Source organism: Caulobacter ginsengisoli (genome assembly GCF_030814835.1).
GTDB lineage: Bacteria > Pseudomonadota > Alphaproteobacteria > Caulobacterales > Caulobacteraceae > Caulobacter > Caulobacter ginsengisoli.
On record NZ_JAUSVS010000001.1, the window covers coordinates 168,304 to 194,997 of the forward strand.

The following is a 26,694-nucleotide window of genomic DNA, read 5'->3' on the forward strand; positions in this document are numbered from 1 at the left end:
ACTTAGGGGATGCTCCCGAATGTTCCCCAGCCTCGGCGGGGAGTACCTCCAGCCTACATAATCAAGTGCCGGAGTAACCCCATGCCCACCGCCGCCCCGCCCGTCGACCTGGGCGTCCACTACCAGCCCGCCGGTCTTTCCGACCGCTTCGCCCTGGGCGTCACCAGGTTCCTGCGCCTGTTCGCCGACACCTTCTTCGCCAAACGCTACGGCCACCGGGCCGTGGTGCTCGAGACCGTCGCGGCGGTGCCGGGCATGGTCGGGGCCACGCTCAACCACCTCAAATGCCTGCGCCGCATGCAGGACGACCGGGGCTGGATCCGCACCCTGATGGACGAGGCCGAGAACGAGCGCATGCACCTGATGACCTTCATCGAGGTCTGCAAGCCGACCGCCTTCGAGCGGTTCATGGTCATCGCCGCCCAGTGGGTCTTCTACCTGTTCTTCTTCGGCCTCTACCTGATCGCCCCCAAGACCGCCCACCGGCTGGTCGGCTATTTCGAGGAGGAGGCGGTGATCAGCTACACCCACTATCTGGCCGAGATCGACGCGGGCCGCTCGGCCAACGTGCCGGCCCCGGCCATCGCCCTCCGCTACTGGGACCTGCCGGCCGACGCCACCTTGCGCGACGTGGTGCTGGTGGTCCGCGCCGACGAGGCCCACCACCGCGACGTCAACCACGGCTTCGCCAACGACCTGGCCGGCCAGCCGCAGGGCCAGATCGCGCCTTGCCCGCCGCACGTGGAACTGCAGCCGACCTGGAAGACCGCCGCCTAGGCCGGCTGGGACTGCGCGGCGATATCGCCGATGAGGACGGTGGTGGCCATGACGACCTGGAGAACGCCACAAACCGTCACGATCGTGGTCAGCAGCGTGGCATGGGTGAAACCCAGGAAGCCGCTGGCGCCCGGGGCGGGCGTCCAGGGTTTGCGCACCAGCTCCTGGTAGACCTCGTGAAGCTTGAACTTGAGGATGGTCTGCAGAAACAGCAGCAGCGCCACAATTCCCCACACCATCGTGACCGAGATCCAGGCCATCCGGAACTGGTACATCTCGTCGATCACCGCCCAGGCCGCGAACGGATAGGCCGCTACGGTTGCCGTCGCGCCCGCCATCAGCGCCGCGCCCTTGGCCAGGCTGGCGCCCAGACGTTCGGCCTCGGACACTAACTCCGGTGTCGCGCGGGCCTTTTTCAGCAGTTCGGACACGTCGCGGGCCTGGGCCTCGATATAGTCGCCGGTCAGGGTCGGCAACCAGGTTACGAAGGCGCCCAGCGTGGTTGGGGCAATGATGCTGAAGAACTCAACGGTGTTCATCTTCGGCCTGGAAACTGGCGTCGAGCGAGGGCGAGATGGTCCGGCTCTCCCAGTCCTGCCACACCTCGCGGCGGTAGCGCATCGCGATAGTGTGGGCCCGGAGGGCGGAGATCGGATCGGCCGAGACCACCTCGCGGTTGCCGGCGACCGGGGAACGGCCGAACAGGCTCAGCTCCAGCTTCCAGGTGGTCTTCTCCGTCTCCTCGCAATCATAGAGCGCCGGACCGATAGGCAGCCTTGAGGTGAGCTCGACCTGATAGGGCAACCCGTTGGTCGTTTCGACTATCAACGTATGCACAAGGCGCGCTTCGTTCGGCGCCTTGCGGCTCAGCAGGGTCCGCAGGAAGAAGTCATCGAAGTAGGCGCCTCTTATTTCGCTGGTTTTTCTAGCCACTACAGTCCTGCCCCTACCTCGTTCTCCAACGCCTCGGCCTCCACGCAGATAGCGTTGAGGATATTGTTCAGGTTGGCGTCGACCGGCCGGCCGGCCTCGAACGCCTCTTCGTGTGTCCGCTCGACCAGGTCGCGGATGTCACCCAGGCTCGATTGAAGCTGTACTCTTTCCAGCGCGACCCCGGCCTCGACACTGTGGGTGACGTCGCGCTTGACCACGTACCAGACCCGCTGGGCGGCGGTGTTGCTGGGCGAGGTCGGCCGGATTTCCATGCTCACCGACCGGGCGTTGGATTTCCAATCCTCAGGCGGATTGGCTGGAATCAGGCCTTCCCCATCGTCTTCGTCTCCCTCGCCGGTCCATTCCTCGAGCAGGACCCGGTCGTCGAAATACATCTTGATTTCCCGCTCGGCGCTCAGTGGCTGTTCGAGCAGCCGCGAGAAATAGCGGGCGAAGTGCGACTCCGGCGCCGAGTGGGGCCAGTAGAGGGTCAGGGTGGCGCAATCAGCCGACACATGGGCCGATACCGCCGGTTCGCCAGGCAGAGCTGTCATCCAGACACCGTTCGGGCTGGCCTTGACCGCCAGGAACGACTGCCGGGGTCTCCAGGCGCCGTTGACCGGATGAGCGCTCCGTCCTTCCGCTCCGCCCTCCATCTGCCCCGCCACGACCGCCCGGACCACCGGATGAAGGTCGTAGCGCCTGCTGGAAGCATCGAACTGCAGCAGGCCGCGCCGCTCCAGGTTGTCGATGACGGCGTCCAGGCCCTCGGGTGGGATTCGATTGGCGGTCTTCTCGTTTCGCATCGCCAACCGCATCCGCTGCGCCTGCCAGAATGCCAGGGCGCGCTGGTGCTCGACTTCCAGCGCGTTGCGCCGATCCGCCGGCAGGCTTGGCCAATCCTCGCGGCCTTCCGGCGCCTCGGGTTCCGGAAGATTGGGGGTGGTTCGACAGATGGCCATCAGCGTGGCGTAGTCGGCGCTGGCCTGAAGCAGGGCCAGGTTCTCAAGGAGGCGCCGGCCCCTGCCGTCGAGACGCTCGATAGCCTGGCGCAGGATGTGATTGCGCCGCTGGCGCAGATCCAGATTCTCGAGGTTCAGGTTACCGCCAGCCGCCGTCTTCCAGGCGTCGAAATTGCCGGGATTGGGCTTGAAGTCGTTGATCAGGCCGGCCAGCACCCCGACCACGAGCGGGTGACAGTCGCAGTTGGTCTGCAGATAGGCGCGGATATCATCAGAGTCGCCTGTCACTCCGCACGACAGCAACAGAGCCTCGGCGTCGGCGGGCCGCAGGCCGGGCAGGATTTCACGCCGCACGCCTGGGAGGGGATTGTGCGACTGGTTGATCAGCGCCAGCGGTGTCAGACGCGATGTGATCAGAACCTTGGAGGGGGCGATGGCGGAAAGTCGCCGCAGGAAGTCGTCATCCTCCGGACGGATGGCGGCGCAGGGGTCGCGCTGGTCCAGTTGGCCGGCCGAGATCTGTTCGTCAGGGGCGGCCAGACTCGCGGCGTCGGAGCGATGATAGGCGACCAGCAGTCGTTCCAGCCCATCCAGAACCAGCACCCAGCGACGCTCCTCCAGCCGTTGGACCAAGGCCGTCGACAGGCTGCGCCAGTCGAGGCCGTGGAAGGCTTCCGGCGCCCTCCCATCCATATAGGCCAGGGTCCGCCGGCAGAAGTCGGCCATGCCGGTGTCAGAATCGTAGAATGAGTACCAGACATAGCCAGCACATCCGCCCTGGCTCCGCTGAGCGTGAGCGCTGACCCATTCCCAGGCCAGGATGCTCTTGCCCGATCCGCCCATGGCCTCGAACAGCATCACCGACTTGGGGTCGGCGTCGGAACACCAGTCGTCCAGGGTCTGGAGTTGCGCGGCCCGGCCGACAAAGGCGTGCGAGGCCAGGTAGCGGGGAAAGGCGGCCAGGCGCGGCGGGCGCGCCACCTCGTCAGGGCCCGGTGGCGGTGGGCGCTCGGCGATATCAATCTTTGGCAGTGTTTCGGCCAGCCTGCGGACCGCTCCCGGGGCGATGGCGGCGAACTCGTCCAGGTTCTCGAAGATATGATAGGCGCCCGGGCTGTCGCCGCGCCCGTAGCGCTGCTTGGCGTGATCGCGGAACTGTTCCAGCTTTTTCCGGCGTCCCGGGTCCAACTCGACCTGCTCGATCGTCACCGGATGCTTGTCGCCCATGATGAAGACCAGGATCGGCAGTCCCTGTTCCAGGGCCTGCTGGTACTCCAGTTCGGCGAGCGAGAGACGATGGGGATTGTACAGCTGCGAAGGAAGAACCTGGCCATACCGATGGCCGATTATGCCCACATAGGCCTGGCTCTCGCCGACCATCCGCATGGCCGCCGCGACGCCGTCACCGTCTTCGGCCGGCGCAGCTTCGGCGCAGGCGATCATCAGTCCCGCCCGGCCGATCGCTTCGGCCAGCACGCGGCGATGCGTTTCCAGTCCGCGAACGACGCTTGACAGCGCGATGGTCGCCGATTTGCCCAACCCGTCCCCAAACCCCGTTAGCCGAGAAGATCCCCGCCCGTACGGCCCGGCCTATCTTTGGTTAAGGCGGCGGAGGAATCAAGCGATACGGGTCTTCCCGCCGAGGGGAGCCATCCACTCCGGGATTCTCTCCTGCCGGAAGGCGAGGGGGTCCGGAGGGATTGAGTCGCCACTTGACAGATCGTTCAACCAAGCGCTTGATTGACTAATCAATCAGGAGCCATCCCGTGTCCATGGATACCCGCCAGCGCATTCTTCTCGCGGCCATGGACCTGTTCTGGGCCAAGGGGTTCGGGTCGACCTCGATCTCGGACATCCTGTCCCGCAGCCAGGCCAACAGCGGCAGCCTCTACCACTTCTTCCCCAGCAAGCAGGACGTGCTGGTGGGCGTGCTGGAGATGTATCGCGACGGCATCTATCCGATGCTGCTGGAGCCGGCCTGGGAGGGGGTGGACGATCCCATCGAGCGGATCTTCGCGCTGCTGAACCACTACCGCGGCTCGCTGCTGGAGACCGAATGCACCTACGGCTGTCCGATCGGCTCGCTGGCCCTGGAGCTGCATGAGCCCGACCCGCCGGTGCGGGCCCTGCTGGCGGCCAACTTCAACGCCTGGACCGCCGCCATCCGCGGGCTGCTGGAGCAGGCGGGGGAGCGCCTGCCGGCCGGGACCGACCTGACGGGCCTCAGCGAATTCATCCTGACTACCATGGAGGGCGGGGTCATGCAGGCCCGCACCCACCTGGAGATCGGCTATTTCGACCGGGGGGTGGCGCTGCTGCGCCAGCACCTGAACCTGCTCATGGAGAGCGCCAAGAAGCCCGCGGCGGCCTGACCGGCCGGGGGCGAACGGGGAGGGTAAAGCATGCCGAGCGTCAACTGGCTGGCCGTCGTGGCGGCCGCGCTGTCGAGTTTCCTGCTGGGCGGGATCTGGTATTCGGTCCTGTTCGCCAAGGCCTGGCAGGCCGCGGCCGGCCTGACCGACGAACAGGCCAAGGGCGGCAACAAGGCCCTGATCTTCGGCGGCAGCTTCGTGCTGGCCCTGATCGCCTCGGCCACCTTCGCCCTGTTCCTGGGCGTGCAGCCGATCATGACAGGCGCCCTCTACGGCCTCTGCGCGGGCCTGACCTGGGTCGCGGCGAGCTTTGGCATCAACTATCTGTTCGAGCGCAAGCCGTTGAAACTGTTCCTGATCAACGGCGGCTATCACACCCTGCAGTTCACCCTGATCGGGCTGATCCTGGGGGCCTGGCATTGATCCGCGCCGCCCTGGTTCTCGCCGTCGCCCTGGCTCTGGGCAGTCCGGCCCTGGCCGCGCCCTCGGCGGTGAAGGACACCTCCTTCGTCGACCAGACCGGCGCGCGGCTGCTGCAACAGCGCGTGGTCATCGCCGCCCCGCCGGCGGCGGTCTGGCGGGCCCTGACCGACCAGGCCGCCTACCGGCAATGGGTTGCCCCCAACAGCTTCATCGATCTGCGGGTCGGCGGCTCGATCGAGGTGGCGCTCAGCGCGGCCGGCAAGCCGGGCGATCCGAGCAACATCAAGCAGGAGATCCTGGGCTATGTGCCCCAGCGCCTGATGGTGTTCCGCAATCTCAGCGTCCCGCCGGTGCCAGGCGGGGCGGTCTATCCCAAGCTGGCCATCGTGCTGGAGCTGAACCCGGCGGGCGAGGGGACCGAGGTGGTCCTCTCCCAGGTGGGCTATGGCGCCGGGGCGGATTTCGACGCCCTCTACGGCTTCTTCAAGCAGCACAATCCGGAGTTCCTGCTGAATCTGAAGGCGTTCGCGGAAAGGTCCTAGGCCGGCGCGTTCATCGGCGCGGCCGACGGCCGGGCCAGTTCCTGGGCGCCGCCCTGCAACAGGATCACCCGGTCGGCGATGGCGATGGTTTCGGGCCGATGGGCGACCACGATGCGGGTGATTTTCAGCCGCTTGAGTTCGGCGTTGATCAGCTTTTCCCGCCCGATGTCCAGGTGCGAGGTGGCCTCGTCCAGCACCAGAAGGCGGGGCTGTTTGTAGAGGGCCCGGGCCAGCAGCACCCGCTGCTTCTGTCCCCCCGAGAGGGCCCCGCCCATGTCGCCGACGAAGGTGTCCGCCCGCATAGGCATGGCGTTGACCTCCTCATCGATGGCCGCCAGCCGCAGGCAGTCCCAGACCCGCTCCAGGTCGACCTGCTCGTCGAAGAAGGCGACATTGTCGGCGATCGAGCCCGGCAGCAGTTCGTCGTCCTGCATCACCACGCCCAGCGCCTTGCGCACACTCTTGGCGCCCCAGACGGTTAGGGGCAGCCCGTCCAGCCGGACCTCACCGCTGGTCGGCGGGTAGAGGCCGCACAGCACCTTCAGCAGGGTCGACTTGCCGGTCCCCGACGGGCCGACAATGGCCACGCAGTCCCCCGGCGCGATGGCCAGGCTGACGTCCTTCAGCACGAACGGATCGGTCGGGCCGTAACGGAAGCTGACATGGTCCAGCTCGATCCGCCCCTCGACATCCGGCAGGCCGGCGGCGGGTTTGTCGACGTCGGCCTCGACCGGGGTGAGCACCACATCGGCCAGGCGGAAGGCGTAGACGTCCATCAGCCGCCAATTGATCAGCTGCTCGAACAGGCTGGTCGTGCGGCCCAGGAACTGGGTCCGATAGGCCATGAAGGCGTACAGCAGTCCCACGGTCATCGATCCCTTGAGGATCGCCTGGACGCCCAGATAGACGATGACCACGTAGGTGAGGGAGTCGAACAGGCGCTGCAAGGCCGAGAAGGTCATCGTGGTCAGGGCGCTGGCCTGGTTGGCCCTGACGCTGTCGGCGAACTTGTTGCCCCAGTCGCTTTCGCGCCGCACCTCGCCGTTCATCACCTTGATGGTCTGGATGGCCCGCAAGGTCTCCAGTCGCTTGCCCTGCTCGGCGATCGAGGCGATCAGCGCATCCGACATGAAGCGACGTGAAATCGGAATGGAAGCGCAGCGCAGGCCGACATAGATCGCCAGGCCGACGAGGGTGACCAGGGCCAGGGCCGGCGAAAAGACCACCATCATCACCGCGGTGACCAGCGACAGGCCTCCATCGATCATCGCGCCCACCAGGCCGTTGGAGATCAATGACTTGATGGGATCCAGCGCCTGGAACCGGCTCTGGGCGTCGGCCAGGCGCCGGCGTTGGAACCAGGGCAGCGGCAGGCGGACCATATGATGAAACAGTCGACGGGACATGTCCCAACTGAGCAGGGCGTTCAGCCGCTGGAGCACCACGCCGCGCAGGGTGTCGGCCACGCCGTTGAAGATGGCGAACAGCACGAAACCCACCGCCAGGCTGCCCAGCAGGTCCAGGTCGCCCTTCATCGCCGCCTCGTCGACGGCCAGCTGGAGGTAGAAGGGGCTGGCCACGACATAGACCTGCATCACCAGCGACAGCACCAGGACCTGGGCCAGGCCGCCCTTCAGATCGGGGGTCCACCGAAACAGGCTGGACAGTTTCAGGGGCGAGCGCTCGATCCGCCGCTGGAAGCTGGGCGTCGAGGTGAGCTCCATGGCCACGCCGGTGAACTTCCGGGAAACCTCGGCCATGGACAGGGTGCAATAGCCCAGAGCCGGGTCGAACACCCGCACCGATCCAGCCCTGACCCTGTCGAGCACAACGAAATGGTTGAGGCTCCAGTGCAGGATGGCGGGCCGCTGCAGGTCCTTCAATTCCGCCATCTCGCAGGTGACGGCCCGGGCCGACAGGCCGATGGCGCCCGCCACCTCGGCCAACTCACGCAGCGAGTTGCCCCGCGAAGAGGCCGGATAGCGCTGACGCAGCCAGGGCAGGTCGATCTGGGAGCCCAGCATGCTCGCGGCCATGGCCAGCGAGGCCAGGCCGCATTCGCTGGCCTCGGTCTGGCGATTGCGGACGGCGCCGTTCACCCGGCCCGCCGCCTGGCCGAGAACAGCGGATCCAGAAGCCACTGCAGGAAGCTGCGCGATTCCAGCACCAGGTCGGCCGTCAGCCGGGCGCCCGGCGCCAGCGGCCAGTCGCGGCCATAGGCCCGGATCGACTGGTCATCCAGCGCCACGGTGATGCGGTAGAGGGCCTCGCGGGTCTCGATCGGCATGGACAGCTCGTCGGGCGCGGTGGGGGCGTCGGCCACGGCGATGACCCGGCCCTTGGCCGCCCCGAACCGCTGGTAGGGAAAGGCGTCGTACATCACCCGGACCTGGTCGCCGGGCCGGACGAAGCCGACGGCCCGCGACGGGGCCCACAGTTCCGCCTCCAGCCGGGCGCCGTCCGGCAGGATGATGGCCAGGGCCGAGGCCGGCGGCGCAGGGGCGCCGGGCCTGGCGCGCAAGGCCGCCACGCGCCCGGCCCTGGGCGCGGTCAGCACCACTTCCCGATTGGCCGAGTAGTTGGCCCGCTTCTCGGCCACCCCGGCCCGGGACACCTGGGCCTGAGCCATGGCTTGGCGCATGTTGGCCTCCAGCCGCTCGGCCTCGACCCGGCTCTGGGTCAGGGAGACGTTGGTCTCCTCGATCTGCCGTTCGATGCGCGAAAGCTCCTGCCGGGCCGCGACCACCGCCTCCTCGCGCTGGCGATAATAGAGGTCGGAATAGAGGCCCTGGTCGTGCAGCTTGCGCGCCGCGTCCAGGGACTGTTGCTGCAGCCGCACGCGCTCGCTCTGCAGCCCCCGGTCCAGGGCCAGCCGTTTCTGGAGGGTCGTCAGGCCATCCCGCCGGGCGGCCAGGTCGTCGCGCTGGCGGGCGATGCCGTCGAGCTGGGCGCTGGACGCCGCCTCGATGCCTCCGGCTTCGGCCCTGGACGCGCCTTCCAGCAAGTCGCCCAGACGTGCGCCGCCGGCGGTCATCGGATCGGAAACCAGGGTGAGGATCGGCTGGCCGGCGACGACGTGCTGGCCTTCGCGCACATGCACCGACCTGATCATCGCCGGCGCGGCGGCCGAGATACGCAGCGCCCCGCTCGCGGGTTCCAGGACGCCCGGCACGGTCTCCTTGCGGGCGTATCTGGCTGTCGCCATGAAGATCAGCGCCGCGGTCATGGTCACCGCCAGGAAGGCGGTGAGCCCCCAGCTTGCCAGGCCCAGCGGCCGCACCGGCGAGCCATACTGTTCGCTGGCCGCCGCGATCGCCTCGGCCCGGAACAGGGGCTTGTCGGCATCCGTCTGCGCCGCCGACTGCTGCAACTCAAACGCCCCCCGCCCCTCGCCGCCCACACAGTTCGGCCGACCTGCGACATCTTGCCCGACCGAACGGCACATGCAAGTCTGAGTTGCCGTTAAGGCTCTCTTCCCACTCGACAGTGATGCGATTGTATTTGCCGAGGCGGAAATTTGAGATTGGATCAACCGGGCGGGGGGCGAGGCCAAGGCCGCCTTCAGGAGACCAGCATGCGGGAACTGACACTTGCGGAATTTGACCTGATCGCCGGCGGCGACACGACCACGGTCTCGGGCGTAACCATCATAGCCTCCTCGGGAATGGGCTGGGGCTGGGGTTGGGGCAGCTGGGGCATCGGCGGCGGCTATGGGGACGGCGGCGGCGTCGATACGTCGCCGCGGGAACCACCGCCCCCGCCGCAGCCGACGGAGAGTCAGATCGATTCCCAGGCCTGCGCCGCGGCCGCTTCCATCCGCGCCCAGGCCCACTACAGCACCCAGGAGTATGGCTACTTCATCATCACGGACGCGGACGGCACGACACGGCTATCGCCGATTTTCACCTCCGGCCTGGGCGGCAAGATCGACTTCGGCGGCGATGGGGCATTGTCGCTCGAGGAGTTGGGGATCAGCGACTGGAGTCAGGTCAAGGGCTTCGTGCACAACCACCCCTACGAGACGGACAGCCCCTACATTCCTGGCGACATCAATCTGATCAACCGCCGTCCGTCCGACGCGGACTGGGATCTGATGAGCCAGATCGTCGGCGCCGGCGGTGGCGGCAATTCCGACTTCCGCCTCTACATCATCGGCCCCGATGGCGTGGCGCGGCAGTACAATCCCGACTCCCCGCACAACCAGACCAGCAACGACACGAGCGGCGGCAACTGCCACTAGACTGGTTTGCGGAAGAGCGCGTTCGCCATGGCTGGGGTCCCTGACGCCAGCCATGGCGCAACCATCGGCGACATGAGTGGAGGTAACCGTGTCTAGTTTGTCCGGTATGACTAGGGCTGTTCTGAGCGGTGTCCTGGGTGCGGCGCTTTTTGGAGTGGTTCAGGTCGCGGTTGCCAGCCCTCAGCCGAAATCCATCGTCGTTGGTCCAGCTCCTCCTGCGTGGAATGAAGCGACCACCGTCACCCAGGCCGGAACCTTCGTCTGCGGCGGCGCCACGGCTGAATACAGCTTCACAATCCAGGCGAAGGTTGGAATCACAGCGCTTTCGGCCAGCGTCTCGGGGCGGCCGGTCGCCGCCGCTGAGTTGGAACGCGTAAAGCGGGAGATCAATGCCCACCCGGGATTCGATTTCGTCAGCTTCAACTGCAACGACCGGAGCTACGTCTTCCAGTTCAACCGTTATGGCGCCGAAGGGCAGGCCGACTGGTCGGCTTCGATCCAGGGTAGCCTGCCCGGCAGCTGACCGGCCTCACCGCCGCGTCTTGAACACATAAACCACCCGCAGGATCGGGCATTCCCGGGACGGCGGCCGGGCGCAGTGCGGGTTGTCGCCGCGGAACCAGCTGACGCGGCCGGGCCTTGGCTGGATCGCCTCGGCGATCTCGACGCCGTCGTCGTCCATGACCAGGGTCTCGCCGCCCCAGTTGGGCTCCCAGTGGCGGTGGGCGTAGTAGACGAAGGTCCACAGCGAGGGGTCCGGGGCGTTGTCGCGGTGGATATCGCCGCCGCCGCCGTAGGTGTGGCCATTGGCGTAGACCCGCACCAGGGTATGGCCCTGGGCCACCGTCTCGGCCAGCCGGTTCCACAGCGACAGGATCGGCTCGACGAACGGGCGATCCAGCAGTTCGGGCAGGCAGTCGCCCAGATTGCTGCCGATATCGCCGGCGAAGTCGCAGTTCCAGAAGGCGTAGCCAAAGCCGGCCCCATTCGACCGCCAGCCGTATTTCCAGATGTTGCGCTCGGCCATGGCCGACAGCCGCTCGGCCAGGTCGGGCGGCGCCAACCCATCCTGGATGCGCACACGCGGCGGGGCGGGGCTGGCGGGGATCGGCGCGGTCATTGCGGCTCCTTCGTCGATGGCTCGCCGGCGGCTGTCGCCGGTTGCGGCCAGCCGTCCGGGACCAGCAGCACGCAGCCCTTGCCGGGACCGCCGCCGGCGCGGTCGGCGGCGTAGAGATTGTTGAAGAACAGGGCGACCTTCAGGGTCAGCACGATCGACACGTCGCAGGGGAAGGGGCGGGCGTCGACGCCGGCCTGCAGCATCACGGCGCGGCTGGCGGCGATCTCGTCCGCCGGCGTCTCCCCTTCGGCCTCGTAGAAGATCACGCAATCCAGATCCTTCGGCGCGGCGACCGCCTGGTCGATGAAGCTGCCGCCGACGATGACCGCCGTGACCCGCGCGCCCACCGCCCGGAAACCGGCCAGGCCCGTCTCCAGCGCCGCGACCAGATGGGCCCGGCGCTCCCCCTGTCCGAAGGCCTGGCGGAAGGCGGTGGCGGCGACCACCACCGGCGAGGCGTTGACGAAGCTGGCCCGGGCGATATCGGTGTTGAACAGGGTGATCTGTCCCTCGTCGAGGGCCGCCCGCGACCACAGTTCGAACTGGCGCGCCAGGATGTCCAGGCCCTCGCCCATCAGCCGACCACCCGGTGCAGGGTGCGCACCGCCTGGCCCAGGGCGACCGCGAAGGCCTCCCAGCGGTCATGAATCTCGGCCCCGCGCATCGGCATCAGCAGGCCGCCCCGGGTCAGGCCGTTCAGTTCGCGCAAGGGCAGATAGGGGCCCGCCGGCCGCACCAGGCTGTTGAACACGATCCGCGAGAGCCGCCCGTTGCCGTCGGCGAACGGGTGGGCGTTCTGGATGGCGACATAGGCGACCACCGCCGCCCGCACGGGATCATCCGGCCAGGTTTGATGCAGAAACGCCCACAGCCGGGCCATCTGATCAGGGACTTCGGCGGCGTCGGGATAACGGACGAACTGGCCCCAGTCGTCCGGTACGGTCTCGGCGGGCCCCGTCCGGAACTCGGCGGCAGGCCGGTCCGACGCGGCGGCGGCGATGTCTTTCAGCAGGGCGATGAAGGCCGCCGGGTCCGCCGCCGCCAGAGAGTCCGCCAGAGCGGCCGCATACCGGTCGCGCAGGCCCCATTCCATCTCGGCGTAGGCCAGCAGCGCCTGGCCATCCTTCTGATCCTCGGCGACGCGCCCGGCGGACAGAGGCTGCAGGAAGACGAACGGGGCCGGCGCGGGCGGCCCGTCCGCCAGCGCAGCCAGCCAACGCCGCAACGCCGTCTCGAACCCGGCTGGCGTCTCGTCGAGAATGCGGCTCAGCAACTGGAGCCAGCGGCGGGCGCCCAGGTCATTCGGTGGCAGCGCCAACAGCTTTCGCTCGATCCCCCGCGCCTGCATAACCCCCCCCCGCACCGCTAAGCGCTATTTCATACTGTCACACAATTGGCGATTGCCAAGCCGCTCCCAAGGCGCTCCAAGCCGCCACATCCGTGGTTGACCCCGCCACGGACCCATGGCTTTGCGGGGCCATGCCCCTCTATCCCGCCACCGACGCCGACCTCGCCGCCATCGCCGCCCTGGTCAACTCCGCCTATCGCGGGGAAACCTCCCGCCAGGGCTGGACCACCGAGGCCGACTATCTGGGCGGCCAGCGCACCGACGAGGCTACTTTGCGGGCCGAACTGGCCGAGCAGCCGGGCGCCCTGCTGCTGACCCTGCGGGACGAACCGACCAGCGAGCTGCTGGGCAGCGTCTGGCTGGAGCCGGCCGAGGCGGGGGTCTGGTATCTGGGCATGCTCACCGTCCGCCCCGACATCCAGGACCGCCAGCTGGGCCGCACCCTGATGGCCGGCGCCGAGGCCTATGCGGCAGGGCAGGGGGCCGGGCGCATCCGCATGACCGTCGTCAATGTCCGCGACACCCTGATCGCCTGGTACGAGCGGCGCGGCTATGCGCTGACCGGCCAGACCCTGCCGTTCCCCTACGAGGACCAGCGGTTTGGGGAGCCGATGCGGGACGACCTGCATTTCGTGGTGATGGAGAAGGCCCTCTAGCGGCCCGCATTACCCAGAATTAACCCCGCCCACCGTTGCCGCGCCGCCCTCGCGGGCCTACCCGTTGCGGTTAATCCGTAACACCTGGGGAATCCCGCCCGTGACCAACCGTCGCCAACTGCTCCTCTCGGCCGCCGCTCTGGGCCTGGCCGCCGCCGCGCCGCGGTTCGCCGCCGCCGCCGATGCGGCCCCCGCCACCGGCGAGGCCGCCAAGCTCAACACCCTGTTCGACCAGCTGATGGCGCGCCAGCTGCGCCAGTCGCCCGAGCTGGCCACGGCGCTGGGCGTCGACACCGGCGCGCTGGCCTGGACCAAGTCGGAGCTGTCCGACGCCTCGCTGCAGGCCCTGGCCGACAACAAGGCCAGCAACGCCGAGGGGCTGGGCAAGCTAAAGGCCATCGACCGCAAGGCCCTGACCGGGACCGACGCCATCAACTACGACACCGTCGAGTTCGTGCTGGCGACCCAGGCCGAGGGCGACGCCAAGTTCAACTACGGGACCGGCGGCTCGGGTTCGCCCTATGTCATCTCCCAGCTGACCGGCATCTACCAGCAGGCCCCGGACTTCCTCGACAACCAGCACACCATCGAGACCAAGGCCGACGCCGACGCCTATCTGGCCCGCCTGGAGGCCTTCAGCCGGGTGCTCGACCAGGAGGTCGTCATCGCCCGGCGCGACGCGGCCCAGGGCGTCATCCCGCCCGACTTCATTATCGACAAGACCCTGATCCAGCTGAAGACCATGATCGCCAACGGGGCCGACAAGTCGCCCCTGGTCGAATCCATCGCCCGCCGGACCAAGGAGAAGGGCATCGCCGGCGACTATGCCGGCATGGCCGCCAGCCTCTACGAGGAGCAGATCCGCCCGGCCCTGGCCCGCCAGCAGGCCCTGATGGAGGAATGGCGGCCTAAGGCCGTGCATGACGCCGGCTGCTGGCGCCTGCCCGACGGCGACGACTACTACGCCGTCTCGCTGCGCAACTACACGACCTCGAACATCACGCCCGACGAGGTCCACAAGACCGGCCTCGACCTCTGCAAGAGCCTGAGCGCCGAGGCCGACAAGCTGATGAAGAAGGCCGGCTATTCCAAGGGGAGCGTCGGCGAGCGCTACCGCGCCATGTACAGCGACCCCAAGCTGCAGTACGAGAATACCGACGCGGGCAAGGACAAGCTGATCGCCGACCTCAACGTCAAGGTCGAGACCATCCAGGCCAAGCTGCCGGCCTGGTTCGGCCAGCTGCCCAAGGCCAAGCTGGTCATCAAGCGGGTGCCCAAGGCCATCGAGGCCGGCGCGCCCGGTGGCTATTACAACGGCCCCTCGCTGGATGGCTCGCGGCCCGGCATCTACTGGATCAACCTGCGCGACACCGCCGAGACCCCCAGCTGGACCCTGCCGACCCTGACCTATCACGAGGGGATTCCGGGCCACCACCTGCAGAACGCCCTCTCCAACGAGGCCGGCGACCTGCCGCTGATCCGCAAGGTCATCTGGTTCTCGGGCTATGGCGAGGGCTGGGCCCTCTATGCCGAGGAACTGGCCATCGAGATGGGCATGTACGAGAAGGACACGCTGGGTCATATCGGCCAGGTCCACGACGCCCTGTTCCGCGCCGTGCGGCTGGTGGTGGACAGCGGCATGCACTCCAAGCACTGGAGCCGCGAGCAGGCGATCAAGTTCTATGTCGACGCCATCGGCGACCAGGAGGCCGGCGCCATCACCGAGATCGAGCGCTACTGCGCCTGGCCGGGCCAGGCCTGCAGCTACATGGTCGGCAAGCTGGACTGGCTGAAGGTGCGGGCCAAGGCCAAGAAGGCGCTGGGCAAGAAGTTCGACATCCGCAAGTTCCACGACGCGGGGCTGCTGTCGGGGGCCATGCCGCTGACGGTGCTGGAGGCGGCGATCGACAACTATATCGCTGCGAACAAGGGCTAAACCCTAGAAGCTACCGCCAGTCGTCCCGGGTCCCCATCCGCCGCGCCGGCAACGGTGCGGCGGCTTCGCGGGTGTCGGGCCATTCCGGGATCGCCATCGGCCGGCCGTAGAGCCAGCCCTGGGCGAAGTCGACGCCTTCGCGGCGCACGACCTCTTCGATCTCGGCGGTCTCGACCATCTCGGCGACGGTGCGGACCTTCAGGTCCTTGGCCAGGCGTACGATGTGGCGGACCAGGGCGGCGTCGCGGCCCTCGCTGGCCAGGTCGCGGACATAGCGGCCGTCGATCTTGATGATGTCCACCGACAGCCTCTGCAGATAGCCCAGCGAGGCGGCGCCGGACCCGAAGTCGTCCAGGCAGACCATGGAACCCATTTCGCGCAATGTCTGAATATGGGCGTTGGCGCGGTCGAAATCGTCGATGGCGCTGCTCTCGGTGAGCTCGAAGATCAGCCGGCCCTTGGACTTGGGATTGCGCTCGATGAGCCGCGTCAGCCCCTCGATGAAGGGACTGGAGATCATGCTGGCCCCGGAGACATTGACCGCCAGCTTCAGCCGGCCGGTGCGGTCGGCGTTGAGCTGGCGCACCGCCTGCTCGGCGATGGCGCGGTCCAGCTCCTCGATCAGTTCGAACTCCTCGGCCATGCGGACCATGGCGAAGGCGTCGGCCCCGTCCTCGAACCGCACCAGCGCCTCATGATGGCTGACCGAGTGGTCCTTCAGGGCCAGGACCGGCTGGTAGGCCAGGGTGAAGCGGCGCTGACTGACCGCCATCCCCAGCTCGCCGGCCCGGGTCAGGGTGCGGCGGACCGAGCGGTTCATGGCCTCGGCCAGCGAGGCCGGCGGGCTGTCGGGAATGCCCTCGCGGGCGAAGTCGTCCAGGGCGAAGCGCAGGGCCTTGCTGAAGCGGGCGGCGCCGGGATTCTCGATGGGCACGGCCAGGGCCGCGGCGGTGACGGCGCCGGCCTGGTCGGAGGTGCGGATGGCGCGGCTCAGTCGTTTGGCCATAACCTCGGCCGCCTCGCCGCGCTCGCGCAGCAGGGCGTAGCGCTCGCCCTCGACGTGGGTGGCGGCCCCGCCGCCCTGGGCTTCGGCCCGCAGCGCGCCGGCCACCTGCTGGTCCAGGGTCGCCGCCTCGGGGGGCGTGAGCGCCTTGCGCACGGCCTCCAGGCCGTTGAATTCGATCATCGCCAGTTCGAAATCCTGGCCGGTCACCCGCGCCGCCTCGGCCAGGCCCTTGGCCAGGTCCTCGAAGACGGCCCGGTCGTGCAGCGCCTGGCCGGCCTTGGGGGCCAGGGCCGGCTTGGCGGCGGGGGCGATGGCGCAACAGATCACGCCGGGGTTCTCGGACAGCATGCGGGCGGTCAGGCTGATGGCGCCGCCCGCCGCCAGCCGAACCTGCACGGGACCGCGCCGGGCGCCGTCGTCGAGCGCGGCGAACATCGCCTCCAGCAACGGCCGGTCGTCGGCGTCGATCAGGAAGCGCCAGCCGCCGCTGATCAGGGCCTGCTCGGTCTTGCCGACCATCGCCTGGGCCGCGCCCAGCACGAAGGTGATGGCCCCGGACAGATCGATCTCCAACAGCAGGTCGGCGCTGGTGAAGGCGAAGCCGGCGAGGCGGCGGACAGCGTTGGACAAGAAGGCTCTCCCCAAAAGCGGCTCCTTTCAACCACAGCGGCCTTAAGGGGCCGTTTCCGGTAGGGTTCGAAAGCGGCCGGGCCTTGCGGCAAGGTGTCGCGAACGGCAGGTTGGCGGCGAGCCTTGGAGAGTTTCATGCGCCGACTGTCGTTGCTGCTGGTCTTGCTCGCGCCGCTGGCCCTGGGCGCCGCGCCAGCCATCCCGGGCGAGTTCGTCCTCTGCGATCTGGAACACACCACCGAGGCCGGCGATTGCCGTCGCGCCGAGCTCGACCGGACGCTACGGATGAACGACATCCAGGTCATCGGCACCCACAACAGCTACAAGCAGGCTATCTCGCCCCCCGAGTTCGCCGGACTGACCGCCGCGGCGCCGCAGGTCGCCGTGACGCTCGACTACAGCCACCCGCCGCTGGGCGAGCAGCTCGACGCCGGCGCCCGGCAATTGGAGTTGGACCTGCTCTACGACCCCGACGGCGGACGCTATGCCGACCCGCTGGGCCGCCGGCTGGCGCTCAAGCAGGGCGCGACTCTGCCGCCCTGGGACGACGCCCCGTACCGCGCCAAGGGGTTGAAGGTGCTGCATGTGCAGGACATCGACTACCGGTCGAACTGCCCGCGCTTCGCCGACTGTCTGGCGCAAATCCGCGCCTGGTCGAAGGCCCACCCCGACCACCTGCCGATCCTGATCCTCATCAACCTGAAGGAGGACGCGCTGCCGACGCCGGGCACGGTCAAGCCGTTGCTGTTCAACGGCGAGGCCATGGACAGCATCGACGCCGAGATCCGGGCGGTCTTCTCCAAGGACGAGTTGGTCACGCCCGATCAGGTGCGCGGCCGGGCCGCGACCCTGGCTGCCGCCATCCGCCCCGATAAGGGTGGAAGCCGGGGCTGGCCCAGGCTTGCCCAGGCGAGAGGCAAGGTGTTCTTCGCCCTTGACGCCCCCAAGGACCAGGTTGACCGCTACCGCGCCGGCCGCAGGAACCTCGAGGGCAGAGTGATGTTCGTCAACGCCGAGCCGGGTGACGCCGACGCCGCCTACATCACCCTCAACGACCCGGTGGCCGACGCCGACGCCATCAAGGCCGCCCTGGCCGCCGGCCTCATCGTCAGGACCCGGGCTGACGCCGACACGCTCGAGGCGCGCAAGGGCGACGTCTTTCGCCGCGAGGCCGCCCTCGGCTCGGGCGCGCAGTATGTTTCGACCGACTACCTGCGCCCGGACCCGCGGTTCGGAGACTATCGGGTAGAGTTGCCGGAGGGCATCGTGGGCTGGACGCGGTGAATTCCAACTTCGTCGACCGGTTCCTGAAGGGCTTCGCGACGACGGGCGTCGTCCTGCTGGTCCTCCTGGGCGCGTTCGTCATCTACAGGCTGTTTCATGTCGCCAGCATCGGCGAAGCCGCCCGCCTGGTCGGGGGTTGGCTGGCCATGTCGTTCGGCGGCGGGCTGGCGGGCGGCGTCTACTACGGCGTCGTCGGCGTCTGGCCGCACCAGTTTCTCTAGAAACTGCCGACGCGAAAAAAGAACATATTGCGAACGAGAACAAACCATGCACAATGCCTGCAACGGGCGAGCGGGTCGCCTATCGAACAGTCCGCCGAGGAGGCGGAATCATGAAACAAGGACGTCCTCAGATGAACCAGGCGGCGTTGCGGCTAGTGGCACGGGAAGATGGCGATAAGCAGCGGGCTCTCGAAGCGGCGCTGACCCAGATCGATCGGGCCTTCGGCAAGGGCTCGGTGATGAAGCTGGGCGAGAAGGGCAAGTTCGGCGAGATCGAGTCGACGCCGACCGGCTCGCTGGGCCTGGACATCGCGCTGGGCATCGGGGGCCTCCCCAAGGGCCGGATCATCGAGATCTACGGACCGGAAAGCTCGGGCAAGACCACGCTCGCCCTACACGCCGTGGCCGAGGTCCAGAAGGCCGGCGGCACCGCCGCCTTCATCGACGCCGAGCATGCGCTGGACCCCTCCTACGCCAACAAGCTGGGCGTGAACCTGGACGACCTGCTGGTCGCCCAGCCCGACACCGGCGAACAGGCCCTGGAGATCACCGACACCCTGGTTCGCTCGGGCGCCGTCGACATCATCGTCATCGACTCGGTGGCGGCGCTGACGCCACGCGCGGAAATCGAAGGCGAGATGGGCGACAGCCTGCCCGGTCTTCAAGCGAGGCTGATGAGCCAGGCGCTGCGCAAGCTGACCGCCTCGATCAGCAAGACCAAGACCACGGTCATCTTCATCAACCAGATCCGCCACAAGATCGGGGTGATGTATGGCAGCCCCGAGACGACGACCGGCGGTAACGCCCTGAAGTTCTACGCCTCGGTGCGGCTGGACATCCGCCGCACCGGTTCGGTCAAGGTGCGCGACGAGATCGTCGGCAACAACGTCCGGGTCAAGGTGGTCAAGAACAAGGTGGCCCCGCCGTTCCGTGAGGTCGAGTTCGACATCATGTATGGCGAGGGCATCTCCAAGCTGGGCGAGATCATCGACCTGGGCGTCAAGGCCGGGGTGATCGACAAGGCCGGCTCCTGGTTCTCGTTCAACAGCGAGCGGATCGGCCAGGGCCGCGACAATGTCCGCGAGTTCCTCAAGCAGAACCCCGACACCGCCAAGGCCATCGAGGACGCCGTGCGCGGCAAGTCCGAGAAGCTGGAAGAAGAACTGCTGGTCGGTCCGACCGCCGAGGACGACGTCGAGGACGACGCGGAGGTTTAGGCCCGAGCCCGTCAGGCGGAAGTGTATGCGGTTCCGCCGCCCGGACGGGCTCGCCACTTAAGAGCTTTCCGCGGTCGCCTATCGCCTCGGCGCGCCCGCGCCACTTCAATGCGCCGAAGCGGCTACCCCGCACGGCGACCGCGACTGGGGAGGACGTTCGGCTTATGCCGGGCGTCCTTTTCGCGTTTGAGAGGCGTCGGTTGACAGGGGACGGTTCCATCGCCTGCCCCTTGTCTGATAAAGCCCGCCCGCGAGCCTTACAAAGTGAACACGACCATGCAGAGCCTGAACGACATCCGCAGCCACTTCCTGGACTACTTCGGGAAGAACGGCCATGCCGTCACGCCCTCGGCTCCCCTGGTGCCGCAGAGCGATCCGACCCTGCTGTTCGTCAACGCCGGCATGGTGCCGTTCAAGAACGTCTTCACCGGCGCCGAGACTCCGGTGAGCCCGCGCGCGGCCTCGTCGCAGAAGTGCGTCCGGGCCGGCGGCAAGCACAACGACCTGGACAATGTCGGCTACACCGCCCGCCACCACACCTTCTTCGAGATGCTCGGCAACTTCTCGTTCGGCGACTATTTCAAGGAGCGGGCCATCGAGCTGGCCTGGACCCTGCTGACCAAGGAGTTCGGCCTGCCGGTCGAAAAGCTGCTGGTCACCGTCTACGCCAGCGACGACGAGGCCCATGGCCTGTGGAAGAAGATCGCCGGCCTGTCGGACGACAAGATCATCCGCATCGGCACCAGCGACAATTTCTGGTCGATGGGCGACACCGGCCCCTGCGGCCCGTGTTCGGAGATCTTCTACGACCACGGCGCCCACATCCCCGGCGGCCCGCCCGGCAGCCCGGACGAGGACGGCGACCGTTTCATCGAGATCTGGAACCTGGTCTTCATGCAGTTCGACCAGCAGGCCGATGGCGCGCGGGTCAGCCTGCCCAAGCCCTCGATCGACACCGGCATGGGCCTGGAGCGCATCGCCGCTGTCCTGCAGGGCACGCACGACAACTACGAGACCGACCTCTTCAAGACCCTGATCGCGGCCAGCGAGACGGCGACCGGCGTCAAGGCCGAGGGTGACCGCATCCCCTCGCACCGGGTGATCGCCGACCACCTGCGCTCGACCTCGTTCCTGATCGCCGATGGCGTGACGCCTTCGAACGAAGGCCGCGGCTACGTGCTGCGCCGGATCATGCGCCGGGCCATGCGCCACGCCCATCTGCTGGGCGCCAGCGAGCCCCTGATGCACCGCTTGGCCCCGGTCCTGGTCCAACAAATGGGCGGCGCCTATCCCGAACTGCGCCGGGCCGAGGCCAACATCGTCGAGACCCTGCGCCAGGAAGAGGAGCGCTTCCGGCGCACCCTCGGGCGCGGCATGTCACTGCTTGAGGAGGCCACCGACGGGATGTCCAGCGGCGGCGTGCTGGCCGGCGACGTGGCCTTCAAGCTCTACGACACCTATGGCTTCCCGCTGGACCTGACCCAGGACGCGGTGCGGGCCATGGGCCTGACCGTCGACACCGACGGCTTCGACGCGGCCATGAAGCGCCAGCAGGAGCAGAGCCGCGAGAATTGGGCCGGGTCTGGCCAGCAGGCCACGGCCGGCGAGTGGTTCAAGCTGCGCGAGCGGGCCGGCGCCACCCAGTTCCTGGGCTATGAGCACACCGAGACCACCGGCCACCTGCTGGCCCTGGTGCGTGACGGCGCCGAGGTCGAGAGCGCGGCGGCCGGCGAGCGGGTCCAGGCGGTGTTCGACCACACCCCCTTCTACGCCGAGAGCGGCGGCCAGGCTGGCGACACCGGTCTGATCGACGGCGCGCACGGCAAGGCGCGGGTGCTCGACACCCAGAAACAGGCCGGCGACCTCTTCGTCCACGACATCGAGGTCACCGAGGGCACATTGACGCTCGGCGACCGCGCCACGCTGGCGGTCGACGCCGACAAGCGCACGACCACGCGCGCCAACCACTCGGCGGCCCACCTGCTGCATGCGGCGCTCGGCCATGTGCTGGGCGCCCATGTCGCCCAGAAGGGCCAGATGGTCGATGACGAGCGCATGCGCTTCGACTTCAGCCACGGCGGCCCGCTGACCGACGCCGAGATCGAGGCCATCGAGGCCGAGGTCAATGCGGTGATCCGCCAGAACCTCGCCGCCCGCACCGAACTGATGGCCCCCCAGGCGGCCATCGAGGCCGGGGCCATGGCGCTGTTCGGCGAGAAATACGGCGACGAGGTCCGCGTGCTGACGCTGGGCCATGCGCTGGGCGGTGAGGGCCCGTACTCGGTCGAACTGTGCGGCGGCACCCATGTGGCGCGCACCGGCGACATCGCGCTCTTCAAGATCGTGTCGGAGCAGGGCATCGCCGCCGGCATCCGCCGCATCGAGGCCCTGACCGGCGAGGCGGCGCGCCGCTTCCTGCTCGACCAGGCCGGCGTGGCCCGCGAGCTGGCCGACCGCTTCAAGGTCCCGGTGGCCGAGGTGGCCGCGCGGGTCGACGCGCTGGACGCCCAGCGCCGTACGCTCGAGAAGCAGCTGGCCGAGGCCAAGAAGGCGTTGGCCCTGGGCGGCGGCGGCGGCTCGGCGGCGGCTGGGCCCGAGGAGGTCGGCGGGGTGAAGTTCATCGGCCGGGTGCTCGATGGCGTCGGCGGCAAGGAGCTGCGCGGCCTGGTCGAGGAGTTCCGCAAGCAGGTCGGCTCGGGCGTCGTCGCCCTGGTCGGGGTGGCGGACGGCAAGGCGGCGGTGGCCGTGGCGGTCACGCCGGACCTGACCGGGCGGTTCAACGCCGCTGAGCTCGCCAAGGCGGCGGTGATCGCCATGGGCGGGCAGGGGGCGGGTGGCAAGCCGGACTTCGCGCAGGGCGGGGCGCCGGATGATAGCAAGGCGGGGGCTGGGGTCGAGGCGGTGAAGGCGGGACTGGGGGGGTAAATTCGCGCTCTACGAGCCCCCTCAGTCGCTCCGCGACAGCTCCCCCAGAGGGGGAGCAGCTAGGTGCACCAGGTCTTCCCCCTCTGGGGGAAGTGGCCCGGAGGGCCGAAGGGGGCTCACGCCCACGGGCCTGACGCTGGCCGCCGCTTGGATAGTGACGAGCGCCCCCTCGACGCTCTCCAGGATATCGCGGGCTACCAGGCGCAGTACCCTGATGCCCTGCTCCCTTAACCACAGGTCTCGCCGCTCATCCTGCGCGACAGTGTAGCCGTGGCTTTCACCATCGACCTCAACAGCCAGCCTGGCTTGCGGGCAGAAGAAGTCGAGGATGAACGGCCCGATCGGGTGTTCGCGGCGGAAACGCAGGCCGCCGAGACGGCGGCCCCGGAGGCCCTGCCAGAGAAGAATCTCCGGCAGGGTCATGGTCTTGCGGAGGGACCGCGCGCGATTGCGGATGACCAGGGATGTGTCCATGGCTTTGTCCCGTGGATGGAGCCCCCTTCGGCCCTTCGAGCCACTTCCCCCAGAGGGAAGAGCTGGAGTTCGCAGTGTCGGCTTTAGACCGCCGCAAACACGCAGATCTTGTTCCCCGTCGGATCCCGCACGTACGCCGCGTAGAACCCCGGCGTGCCCGGTGGCCGGTGCCCCGGGCCACCTTCGTCCGACCCGCCGTTGGCCAAGGCCGCGGCGTGGGCGGCGTCGACGGAGGCGGCGTCCTTGGCCAGGTAGGCGACCATGATGCCGTTGCCGGCTCTGGCGGGCTGGCCGTCGAATGGGGGGCAGATGGCGGTGTGGCTGGCGGCGAAACCTTCGCCTTCAGCGCCGACGTCGCCGTAGCCGATCCAGCCGCCGCCCTCGAGCTTGCGCTCGATGCCGAGCGGGGCGAACACCGCGTCGTAGAAGATGCCGGCCTTCTCGCTGTCCAGCGCGCCGATGGTGACATAACCGATCATGAAAACCTCCCTCGATGTGGAGGCTCACACTACAGCGTTATGTGAACAAAGCAAGAACTCAGAGTGATTTTACCGCTCGTCCGGCGGCAGTTGCACGGCCACCAGCTTCCAGGTGAACCAGCCCTTCCGTTCGAAGATCAGGGTGGTCTTCTTGGATTTCTGGCCCGGCCGGCTGACCGTCAGCCGGGTGCGGTTGGGTCCCCAGTAACTGGGCCGGGCCCAGGGGTCTTTGACGATGGCGCGGGCCTGGCCGCTCATGGTCTTGTCCGGCTTGGCCGCGGGCGGGGCGTGGCCAGGCTGGTAGCCGCGGGTCAGGGCCGAGAGGCCGTCCAGGGTCATGTAGGCGTCGACCTTGGGCTCGGGCGGGGCCAGGGGCTGCAGGGCGTTCTTCAGCGCCCCGATCGGGTCCTGCCAGATGCTGGGGGCTTCGCCGGTCTTGGGGGCGGTGTCGACCAGCTGGCTGGTCAGGCTCTTGCGCAGGGCCGCGTAGTCGACCAGCTCGCTGACCGCCTGCACATCCTCGGCGGCAGTGGCCGCCTTGAGGGCCCGGAAGGCGAAGAAGGGGGCGACCGCGAAGGTGATGCCGCCCAGCGCCAGCAGCAGCACCGCGATCTTGAAAAGGCTTAGACGCATGAGGTGACCGGCCTTTTTAGTATTCCGACCGTTCACCAAACCCCAGTCACGGGGCGAGAGCAAGGCGGCGCCACCCCACGGGCGAGCGCCGCCTCTCTGTCGCTAGGCCTTGGTCATGGCGATCTTCAGGTTCTCGTCGACCTTGTCGAGGAAGCCCTCGGTGGTCAGCCAGCTCTGGGTGTCGCCGACCAGCAGGGCCAGGTCCTTGGTCATGAAGCCGCTCTCGACGGTGTCGACGCAGACCTTTTCCAGGGTGTTGGAGAAGTTCTCCAGGTCCTGGTTGCCGTCCAGCTTGGCGCGGTGGGCCAACCCTTGCGTCCAGGCGAAGATCGAGGCGATCGAGTTGGTCGAGGTCGACTCGCCCTTCTGGTGCTGGCGGTAGTGGCGGGTGACGGTGCCGTGGGCGGCCTCGGCCTCGACGGTCTTGCCGTCGGGGGTCAGCAGCACCGAGGTCATCAGGCCGAGCGAGCCGTAGCCCTGGGCCACGGTGTCGGACTGCACGTCGCCGTCGTAGTTCTTGCAGGCCCAGACGAAGCCGCCCGACCATTTCAGCGCCGAGGCCACCATGTCGTCGATCAGCCGGTGCTCATAGACGATGCCGGCCGCCTTGAAGTCGGCGGCGTAGTGGGCGTCGAAAATCTCCTGGAAGATGTCCTTGAAGCGCCCGTCATAGGCCTTGAGGATGGTGTTCTTGGTCGACAGATAGACCGGATACTTGCGCGCCAGGCCGTATTTCATCGAGGCGTGGGCGAAGTCGCGGATCGAGTCGTCCAGGTTGTACATGGCCATGGCCACGCCGCCGCCCGGGAAGTCGAACACCTTGTGCTCGATCTTCTTGCCGTCCTCGCCGACGAAGGTGATGGTCAGCTCGCCCTTGCCGGGGACCACGAAGTCGGTGGCCTTGTACTGGTCGCCGAACGCATGGCGGCCGACGATGATCGGCTGGGTCCAGCCCGGCACCAGGCGCGGCACGTTCTTGCAGATGATCGGCTCGCGGAAGATCACCCCGCCCAGGATGTTGCGGATGGTGCCGTTGGGGCTCTTCCACATCTTCTTGAGGCCGAATTCCTTCACCCGCGCCTCGTCGGGGGTGATGGTGGCGCATTTGACGCCGGCGCCGTGCTTGAGGATGGCGTGGGCGGCGTCGACCGTCACCTGGTCGTCGGTGGCGTCGCGGTGCTCGATGCCCAGGTCGTAATAGTCCAGTTCCAGGTCGAGATAGGGGAAGATCAGCTTGTCCTTGATGAGCTTCCAGATGATGCGGGTCATCTCGTCGCCGTCGAGGTCGACGACGGGATTGGCGACTTTGATCTTGGCCATTCTATCTCCTTGGCGCGCTCGAAGCGGCCGGCGCACAGGGCCGGCGGCGGCGCGGATTTGCGGGGGCTATAGCGTTTAAGCGGGGAGGGGGGAAGCGCGGCTATTTCACCGAGCGGACGATGGCGCGCATGACCTCGGCAATGAGGTGCTCGCGGGCGCCCAGGTCGGCCCGCGAGGCGGTCAGGAAGACGGCCACGGCCAGCTGGCGGCCGCCCTTGAGGGTGACAACGCCGACATCGTTGGTGGCGGGGGTCAGGTCCAGGTCCGTGCCCGACGTGCCGCTCTTGTGGGCGATGGTCGCGCCGGGGGGCAGGCCGGCCTTCAGGCGGTTCTGGCCGGTCGTGGCGGCGGTCATGATGGCCAGCAGCCGGGCCAGGGAGGCGTTGGAAATCAGCTGGCTGGAGACCAGGTGGCTGAGGAAGTCCAGCATGCCGCGCGGGGTGGCGGTGTCGCGCGGGTCGGAAAGGTATTTCAGCGTAGCGGCGTAGCGGACCTGGGGCGGCACCGCGTCATGCATCTGGCGGTAGATCTCGCCCTTCCAGGCGGCCCGGAACGAGGCCATGCCGTACATGTCGGTCTGGATCTCGCGCTCGTAGCGGTCGATGCGGACGCCCTTGATCCCCTTCAGCTCCAGCCAGGCCTGCACCGCGCCCGGCCCGCCGATGCGCTTCATCAGGACGTCGGCGGCGGTGTTGTCGCTGCCGCCCACCGCCCGGACCAGCAGGTCCTGGTAGCTGTAGGTGTCAGTGATCGGCCAGGCATCGGCGATCGGGCTGTAGGGCGGCGACAGGTTTTCTTCCTTGAGGGTGACGGTTTCGGCAAGGTTCAGCCGCCCGGCGTCGACCTCGGCCAGCACCGCCGCGCCCAGCGGGGCCTTGAAGACGCTCTGCATCGGGAAGGGCCGCTCGCCATTCAACGCCCAGGTCTGGACGGTGGGCAGGTCCATGACCCCCACGCCCAGGATGCCCGGCCTGGCCTGGTCGGCCAGGGCGGTGATCTCGCGGTCCAGCCGCTTGACGTCCAGGGCCTTTGGACTGGCCAGGTTGCTTTCGGCCGGGCGGCAGGCGGTGGCCATCAGGCCGGCGAGGAACAGGCGGCGACGCATCCGGCACCTTAGACCGCTATCGAGCAGGGACGAAGACAACACTGAGAACCCTTCCTCCTCCCCCGGGTCGGGTCTACCGACCCGCCCGAGG

General features: G+C 68.0%; 26 protein-coding genes. 12 read left to right on the top strand and 14 right to left on the bottom strand.

Annotation, left to right across the window (positions count from 1 at the left end; all coding sequences use genetic code 11):
- Positions 1–81: 81 nt before the first annotated feature.
- Positions 82–777: an alternative oxidase gene (locus tag QO010_RS00740; RefSeq protein WP_307344682.1), complete on the top strand. Its 696-nt coding sequence runs from the start codon at positions 82–84 to the stop codon at positions 775–777.
- On the opposite strand, the gene QO010_RS00745 is transcribed toward QO010_RS00740, so the two are convergent.
- Genes QO010_RS00745 through QO010_RS00755 form a run of 3 tightly spaced genes read right to left on the bottom strand, consistent with a single transcriptional unit; the run spans position 774 to position 4,211 of the window.
- Positions 774–1,316 (bottom strand): hypothetical protein, encoded by a 543-nt coding sequence (locus QO010_RS00745; RefSeq protein WP_307344684.1) that lies wholly within the window; start codon positions 1,314–1,316, stop codon positions 774–776. The two genes, QO010_RS00740 and QO010_RS00745, sit on opposite strands and share 4 nt — an antisense overlap.
- Positions 1,303–1,710: a hypothetical protein gene (locus tag QO010_RS00750; RefSeq protein WP_307344686.1), complete on the bottom strand. Its 408-nt coding sequence runs from the start codon at positions 1,708–1,710 to the stop codon at positions 1,303–1,305. The genes QO010_RS00745 and QO010_RS00750 overlap by 14 nt, the downstream gene beginning before the upstream one ends.
- Positions 1,710–4,211 carry a DUF4062 domain-containing protein gene (locus QO010_RS00755; RefSeq protein WP_307344688.1) on the bottom strand — a complete coding sequence of 834 codons (2,502 nt, stop codon included), beginning with the start codon at positions 4,209–4,211 and terminating at the stop codon, positions 1,710–1,712. Before QO010_RS00755 ends, QO010_RS00750 begins: the two co-directional genes overlap by 1 nt.
- A 233-nt stretch (positions 4,212–4,444) precedes the next feature.
- On the opposite strand from QO010_RS00755, the gene QO010_RS00760 reads away from it, so the two are divergent.
- The 3 genes from QO010_RS00760 to QO010_RS00770 are packed head-to-tail and all read left to right on the top strand — an operon-like array spanning position 4,445 to position 6,009.
- Entirely contained in the window at positions 4,445–5,044 is a 600-nt protein-coding gene (locus tag QO010_RS00760; protein ID WP_307347016.1) for a TetR/AcrR family transcriptional regulator, read from the top strand.
- Positions 5,045–5,074: 30 nt separating this feature from the next.
- On the top strand, positions 5,075–5,467 hold the full coding sequence (locus QO010_RS00765) for a DUF1761 domain-containing protein (RefSeq protein ID WP_307344690.1): 393 nt from the start codon (positions 5,075–5,077) through the stop codon (positions 5,465–5,467).
- Positions 5,464–6,009: an SRPBCC family protein gene (locus QO010_RS00770; protein ID WP_307344692.1), complete on the top strand. Its 546-nt coding sequence runs from the start codon at positions 5,464–5,466 to the stop codon at positions 6,007–6,009. The genes QO010_RS00765 and QO010_RS00770 overlap by 4 nt, the downstream gene beginning before the upstream one ends.
- Here the strand turns inward: QO010_RS00770 and QO010_RS00775 are convergent.
- A complete protein-coding gene (locus tag QO010_RS00775) occupies positions 6,006–8,108 on the bottom strand; it encodes a peptidase domain-containing ABC transporter (RefSeq protein ID WP_307344694.1) in 2,103 nt (700 codons plus the stop codon). The genes QO010_RS00770 and QO010_RS00775 overlap by 4 nt on opposite strands.
- Positions 8,105–9,379 carry a beta-barrel domain-containing protein gene (locus QO010_RS00780; protein WP_307344696.1) on the bottom strand — a complete coding sequence of 425 codons (1,275 nt, stop codon included), beginning with the start codon at positions 9,377–9,379 and terminating at the stop codon, positions 8,105–8,107. The genes QO010_RS00775 and QO010_RS00780 overlap by 4 nt, the downstream gene beginning before the upstream one ends.
- A gap of 204 nt (positions 9,380–9,583) precedes the next feature.
- Here QO010_RS00780 and QO010_RS00785 point away from each other — a divergent pair, with 204 nt between their 5' ends.
- A complete protein-coding gene (locus QO010_RS00785; RefSeq protein WP_307344698.1) occupies positions 9,584–10,249 on the top strand; it encodes a hypothetical protein in 666 nt (221 codons plus the stop codon).
- Between the two features lie 106 nt (positions 10,250–10,355).
- Positions 10,356–10,772: a hypothetical protein gene (locus QO010_RS00790; RefSeq protein ID WP_307344700.1), complete on the top strand. Its 417-nt coding sequence runs from the start codon at positions 10,356–10,358 to the stop codon at positions 10,770–10,772.
- Between the two features lie 6 nt (positions 10,773–10,778).
- On the opposite strand, the gene QO010_RS00795 is transcribed toward QO010_RS00790, so the two are convergent.
- The 3 genes from QO010_RS00795 to QO010_RS00805 are packed head-to-tail and all read right to left on the bottom strand — an operon-like array spanning position 10,779 to position 12,687.
- Positions 10,779–11,369 carry a 2OG-Fe(II) oxygenase gene (locus tag QO010_RS00795; protein WP_307344702.1) on the bottom strand — a complete coding sequence of 197 codons (591 nt, stop codon included), beginning with the start codon at positions 11,367–11,369 and terminating at the stop codon, positions 10,779–10,781.
- Entirely contained in the window at positions 11,366–11,944 is a 579-nt protein-coding gene (locus tag QO010_RS00800; RefSeq protein WP_307344704.1) for a DUF6932 family protein, read from the bottom strand. Before QO010_RS00800 ends, QO010_RS00795 begins: the two co-directional genes overlap by 4 nt.
- Positions 11,944–12,687: a Fic family protein gene (locus tag QO010_RS00805; protein ID WP_307344706.1), complete on the bottom strand. Its 744-nt coding sequence runs from the start codon at positions 12,685–12,687 to the stop codon at positions 11,944–11,946. Before QO010_RS00805 ends, QO010_RS00800 begins: the two co-directional genes overlap by 1 nt.
- Positions 12,688–12,848: 161 nt before the next feature.
- Between QO010_RS00805 and QO010_RS00810 the strand changes: the two genes are divergently transcribed.
- Both QO010_RS00810 and QO010_RS00815 read left to right on the top strand, forming a co-directional pair.
- A complete protein-coding gene (locus QO010_RS00810) occupies positions 12,849–13,373 on the top strand; it encodes a GNAT family N-acetyltransferase (protein ID WP_307344708.1) in 525 nt (174 codons plus the stop codon).
- 100 nt (positions 13,374–13,473) lie between these two features.
- Positions 13,474–15,309: a DUF885 domain-containing protein gene (locus tag QO010_RS00815; RefSeq protein ID WP_307344710.1), complete on the top strand. Its 1,836-nt coding sequence runs from the start codon at positions 13,474–13,476 to the stop codon at positions 15,307–15,309.
- A gap of 10 nt (positions 15,310–15,319) precedes the next feature.
- On the opposite strand, the gene QO010_RS00820 is transcribed toward QO010_RS00815, so the two are convergent.
- Entirely contained in the window at positions 15,320–16,945 is a 1,626-nt protein-coding gene (locus QO010_RS00820) for an EAL domain-containing protein (protein ID WP_307344712.1), read from the bottom strand.
- Between the two features lie 135 nt (positions 16,946–17,080).
- Here QO010_RS00820 and QO010_RS00825 point away from each other — a divergent pair, with 135 nt between their 5' ends.
- The 4 genes from QO010_RS00825 to alaS all read left to right on the top strand — a co-directional run bounded on the left by QO010_RS00825 (position 17,081) and on the right by alaS (position 22,592).
- Positions 17,081–18,229 (top strand): phosphatidylinositol-specific phospholipase C1-like protein, encoded by a 1,149-nt coding sequence (locus tag QO010_RS00825; protein WP_307344714.1) that lies wholly within the window; start codon positions 17,081–17,083, stop codon positions 18,227–18,229.
- Positions 18,226–18,450, top strand: coding sequence for a hypothetical protein (locus QO010_RS00830; protein ID WP_307344715.1), 225 nt, complete (start codon positions 18,226–18,228; stop codon positions 18,448–18,450). The genes QO010_RS00825 and QO010_RS00830 overlap by 4 nt, the downstream gene beginning before the upstream one ends.
- A 131-nt stretch (positions 18,451–18,581) precedes the next feature.
- Positions 18,582–19,667 carry a recombinase RecA gene (gene recA / locus QO010_RS00835; protein WP_307347018.1) on the top strand — a complete coding sequence of 362 codons (1,086 nt, stop codon included), beginning with the start codon at positions 18,582–18,584 and terminating at the stop codon, positions 19,665–19,667.
- 276 nt (positions 19,668–19,943) lie between these two features.
- Positions 19,944–22,592, top strand: coding sequence for an alanine--tRNA ligase (gene alaS, locus QO010_RS00840; RefSeq protein WP_307347021.1), 2,649 nt, complete (start codon positions 19,944–19,946; stop codon positions 22,590–22,592).
- A 21-nt stretch (positions 22,593–22,613) separates the two neighbouring features.
- Here the strand turns inward: alaS and QO010_RS00845 are convergent, their stop codons facing one another.
- From QO010_RS00845 to bla, 5 genes are all read right to left on the bottom strand, one after another.
- Positions 22,614–23,066: an endonuclease domain-containing protein gene (locus QO010_RS00845; protein ID WP_307344717.1), complete on the bottom strand. Its 453-nt coding sequence runs from the start codon at positions 23,064–23,066 to the stop codon at positions 22,614–22,616.
- 83 nt (positions 23,067–23,149) lie between these two features.
- Positions 23,150–23,545 carry a VOC family protein gene (locus tag QO010_RS00850; RefSeq protein ID WP_307344719.1) on the bottom strand — a complete coding sequence of 132 codons (396 nt, stop codon included), beginning with the start codon at positions 23,543–23,545 and terminating at the stop codon, positions 23,150–23,152.
- Between the two features lie 69 nt (positions 23,546–23,614).
- Entirely contained in the window at positions 23,615–24,178 is a 564-nt protein-coding gene (locus QO010_RS00855) for a DUF2939 domain-containing protein (RefSeq protein WP_307344721.1), read from the bottom strand.
- Between the two features lie 102 nt (positions 24,179–24,280).
- Entirely contained in the window at positions 24,281–25,498 is a 1,218-nt protein-coding gene (locus QO010_RS00860; protein WP_307344723.1) for an NADP-dependent isocitrate dehydrogenase, read from the bottom strand.
- 100 nt (positions 25,499–25,598) lie between these two features.
- Positions 25,599–26,603 (bottom strand): class A beta-lactamase, encoded by a 1,005-nt coding sequence (gene bla / locus QO010_RS00865; protein WP_307344725.1) that lies wholly within the window; start codon positions 26,601–26,603, stop codon positions 25,599–25,601.
- Between the last annotated feature and the right edge of the window lie 91 nt (positions 26,604–26,694).

Excerpts from the sequence above, each read along its gene's own strand:
- QO010_RS00740 (WP_307344682.1), top strand. The coding sequence starts at position 82 with ATGCCCACCGCCGCCCCGCCCGTCGACCTGGGCGTCCACTACCAGCCC.
- QO010_RS00745 (WP_307344684.1), bottom strand. The coding sequence starts at position 1,316 with ATGAACACCGTTGAGTTCTTCAGCATCATTGCCCCAACCACGCTGGGC.
- QO010_RS00760 (WP_307347016.1), top strand. The coding sequence starts at position 4,445 with ATGGATACCCGCCAGCGCATTCTTCTCGCGGCCATGGACCTGTTCTGG.
- QO010_RS00765 (WP_307344690.1), top strand. The coding sequence starts at position 5,075 with ATGCCGAGCGTCAACTGGCTGGCCGTCGTGGCGGCCGCGCTGTCGAGT.
- QO010_RS00785 (WP_307344698.1), top strand. The coding sequence starts at position 9,584 with ATGCGGGAACTGACACTTGCGGAATTTGACCTGATCGCCGGCGGCGAC.
- QO010_RS00790 (WP_307344700.1), top strand. The coding sequence starts at position 10,356 with ATGACTAGGGCTGTTCTGAGCGGTGTCCTGGGTGCGGCGCTTTTTGGA.
- QO010_RS00795 (WP_307344702.1), bottom strand. The coding sequence starts at position 11,369 with ATGACCGCGCCGATCCCCGCCAGCCCCGCCCCGCCGCGTGTGCGCATC.
- QO010_RS00800 (WP_307344704.1), bottom strand. The coding sequence starts at position 11,944 with ATGGGCGAGGGCCTGGACATCCTGGCGCGCCAGTTCGAACTGTGGTCG.
- QO010_RS00810 (WP_307344708.1), top strand. The coding sequence starts at position 12,849 with ATGCCCCTCTATCCCGCCACCGACGCCGACCTCGCCGCCATCGCCGCC.
- QO010_RS00825 (WP_307344714.1), top strand. The coding sequence starts at position 17,081 with ATGCGCCGACTGTCGTTGCTGCTGGTCTTGCTCGCGCCGCTGGCCCTG.
- recA (WP_307347018.1), top strand. The coding sequence starts at position 18,582 with ATGAACCAGGCGGCGTTGCGGCTAGTGGCACGGGAAGATGGCGATAAG.
- alaS (WP_307347021.1), top strand. The coding sequence starts at position 19,944 with ATGCAGAGCCTGAACGACATCCGCAGCCACTTCCTGGACTACTTCGGG.
- QO010_RS00845 (WP_307344717.1), bottom strand. The coding sequence starts at position 23,066 with ATGGACACATCCCTGGTCATCCGCAATCGCGCGCGGTCCCTCCGCAAG.
- QO010_RS00850 (WP_307344719.1), bottom strand. The coding sequence starts at position 23,545 with ATGATCGGTTATGTCACCATCGGCGCGCTGGACAGCGAGAAGGCCGGC.
- QO010_RS00855 (WP_307344721.1), bottom strand. The coding sequence starts at position 24,178 with ATGCGTCTAAGCCTTTTCAAGATCGCGGTGCTGCTGCTGGCGCTGGGC.
- QO010_RS00860 (WP_307344723.1), bottom strand. The coding sequence starts at position 25,498 with ATGGCCAAGATCAAAGTCGCCAATCCCGTCGTCGACCTCGACGGCGAC.
- bla (WP_307344725.1), bottom strand. The coding sequence starts at position 26,603 with ATGCGTCGCCGCCTGTTCCTCGCCGGCCTGATGGCCACCGCCTGCCGC.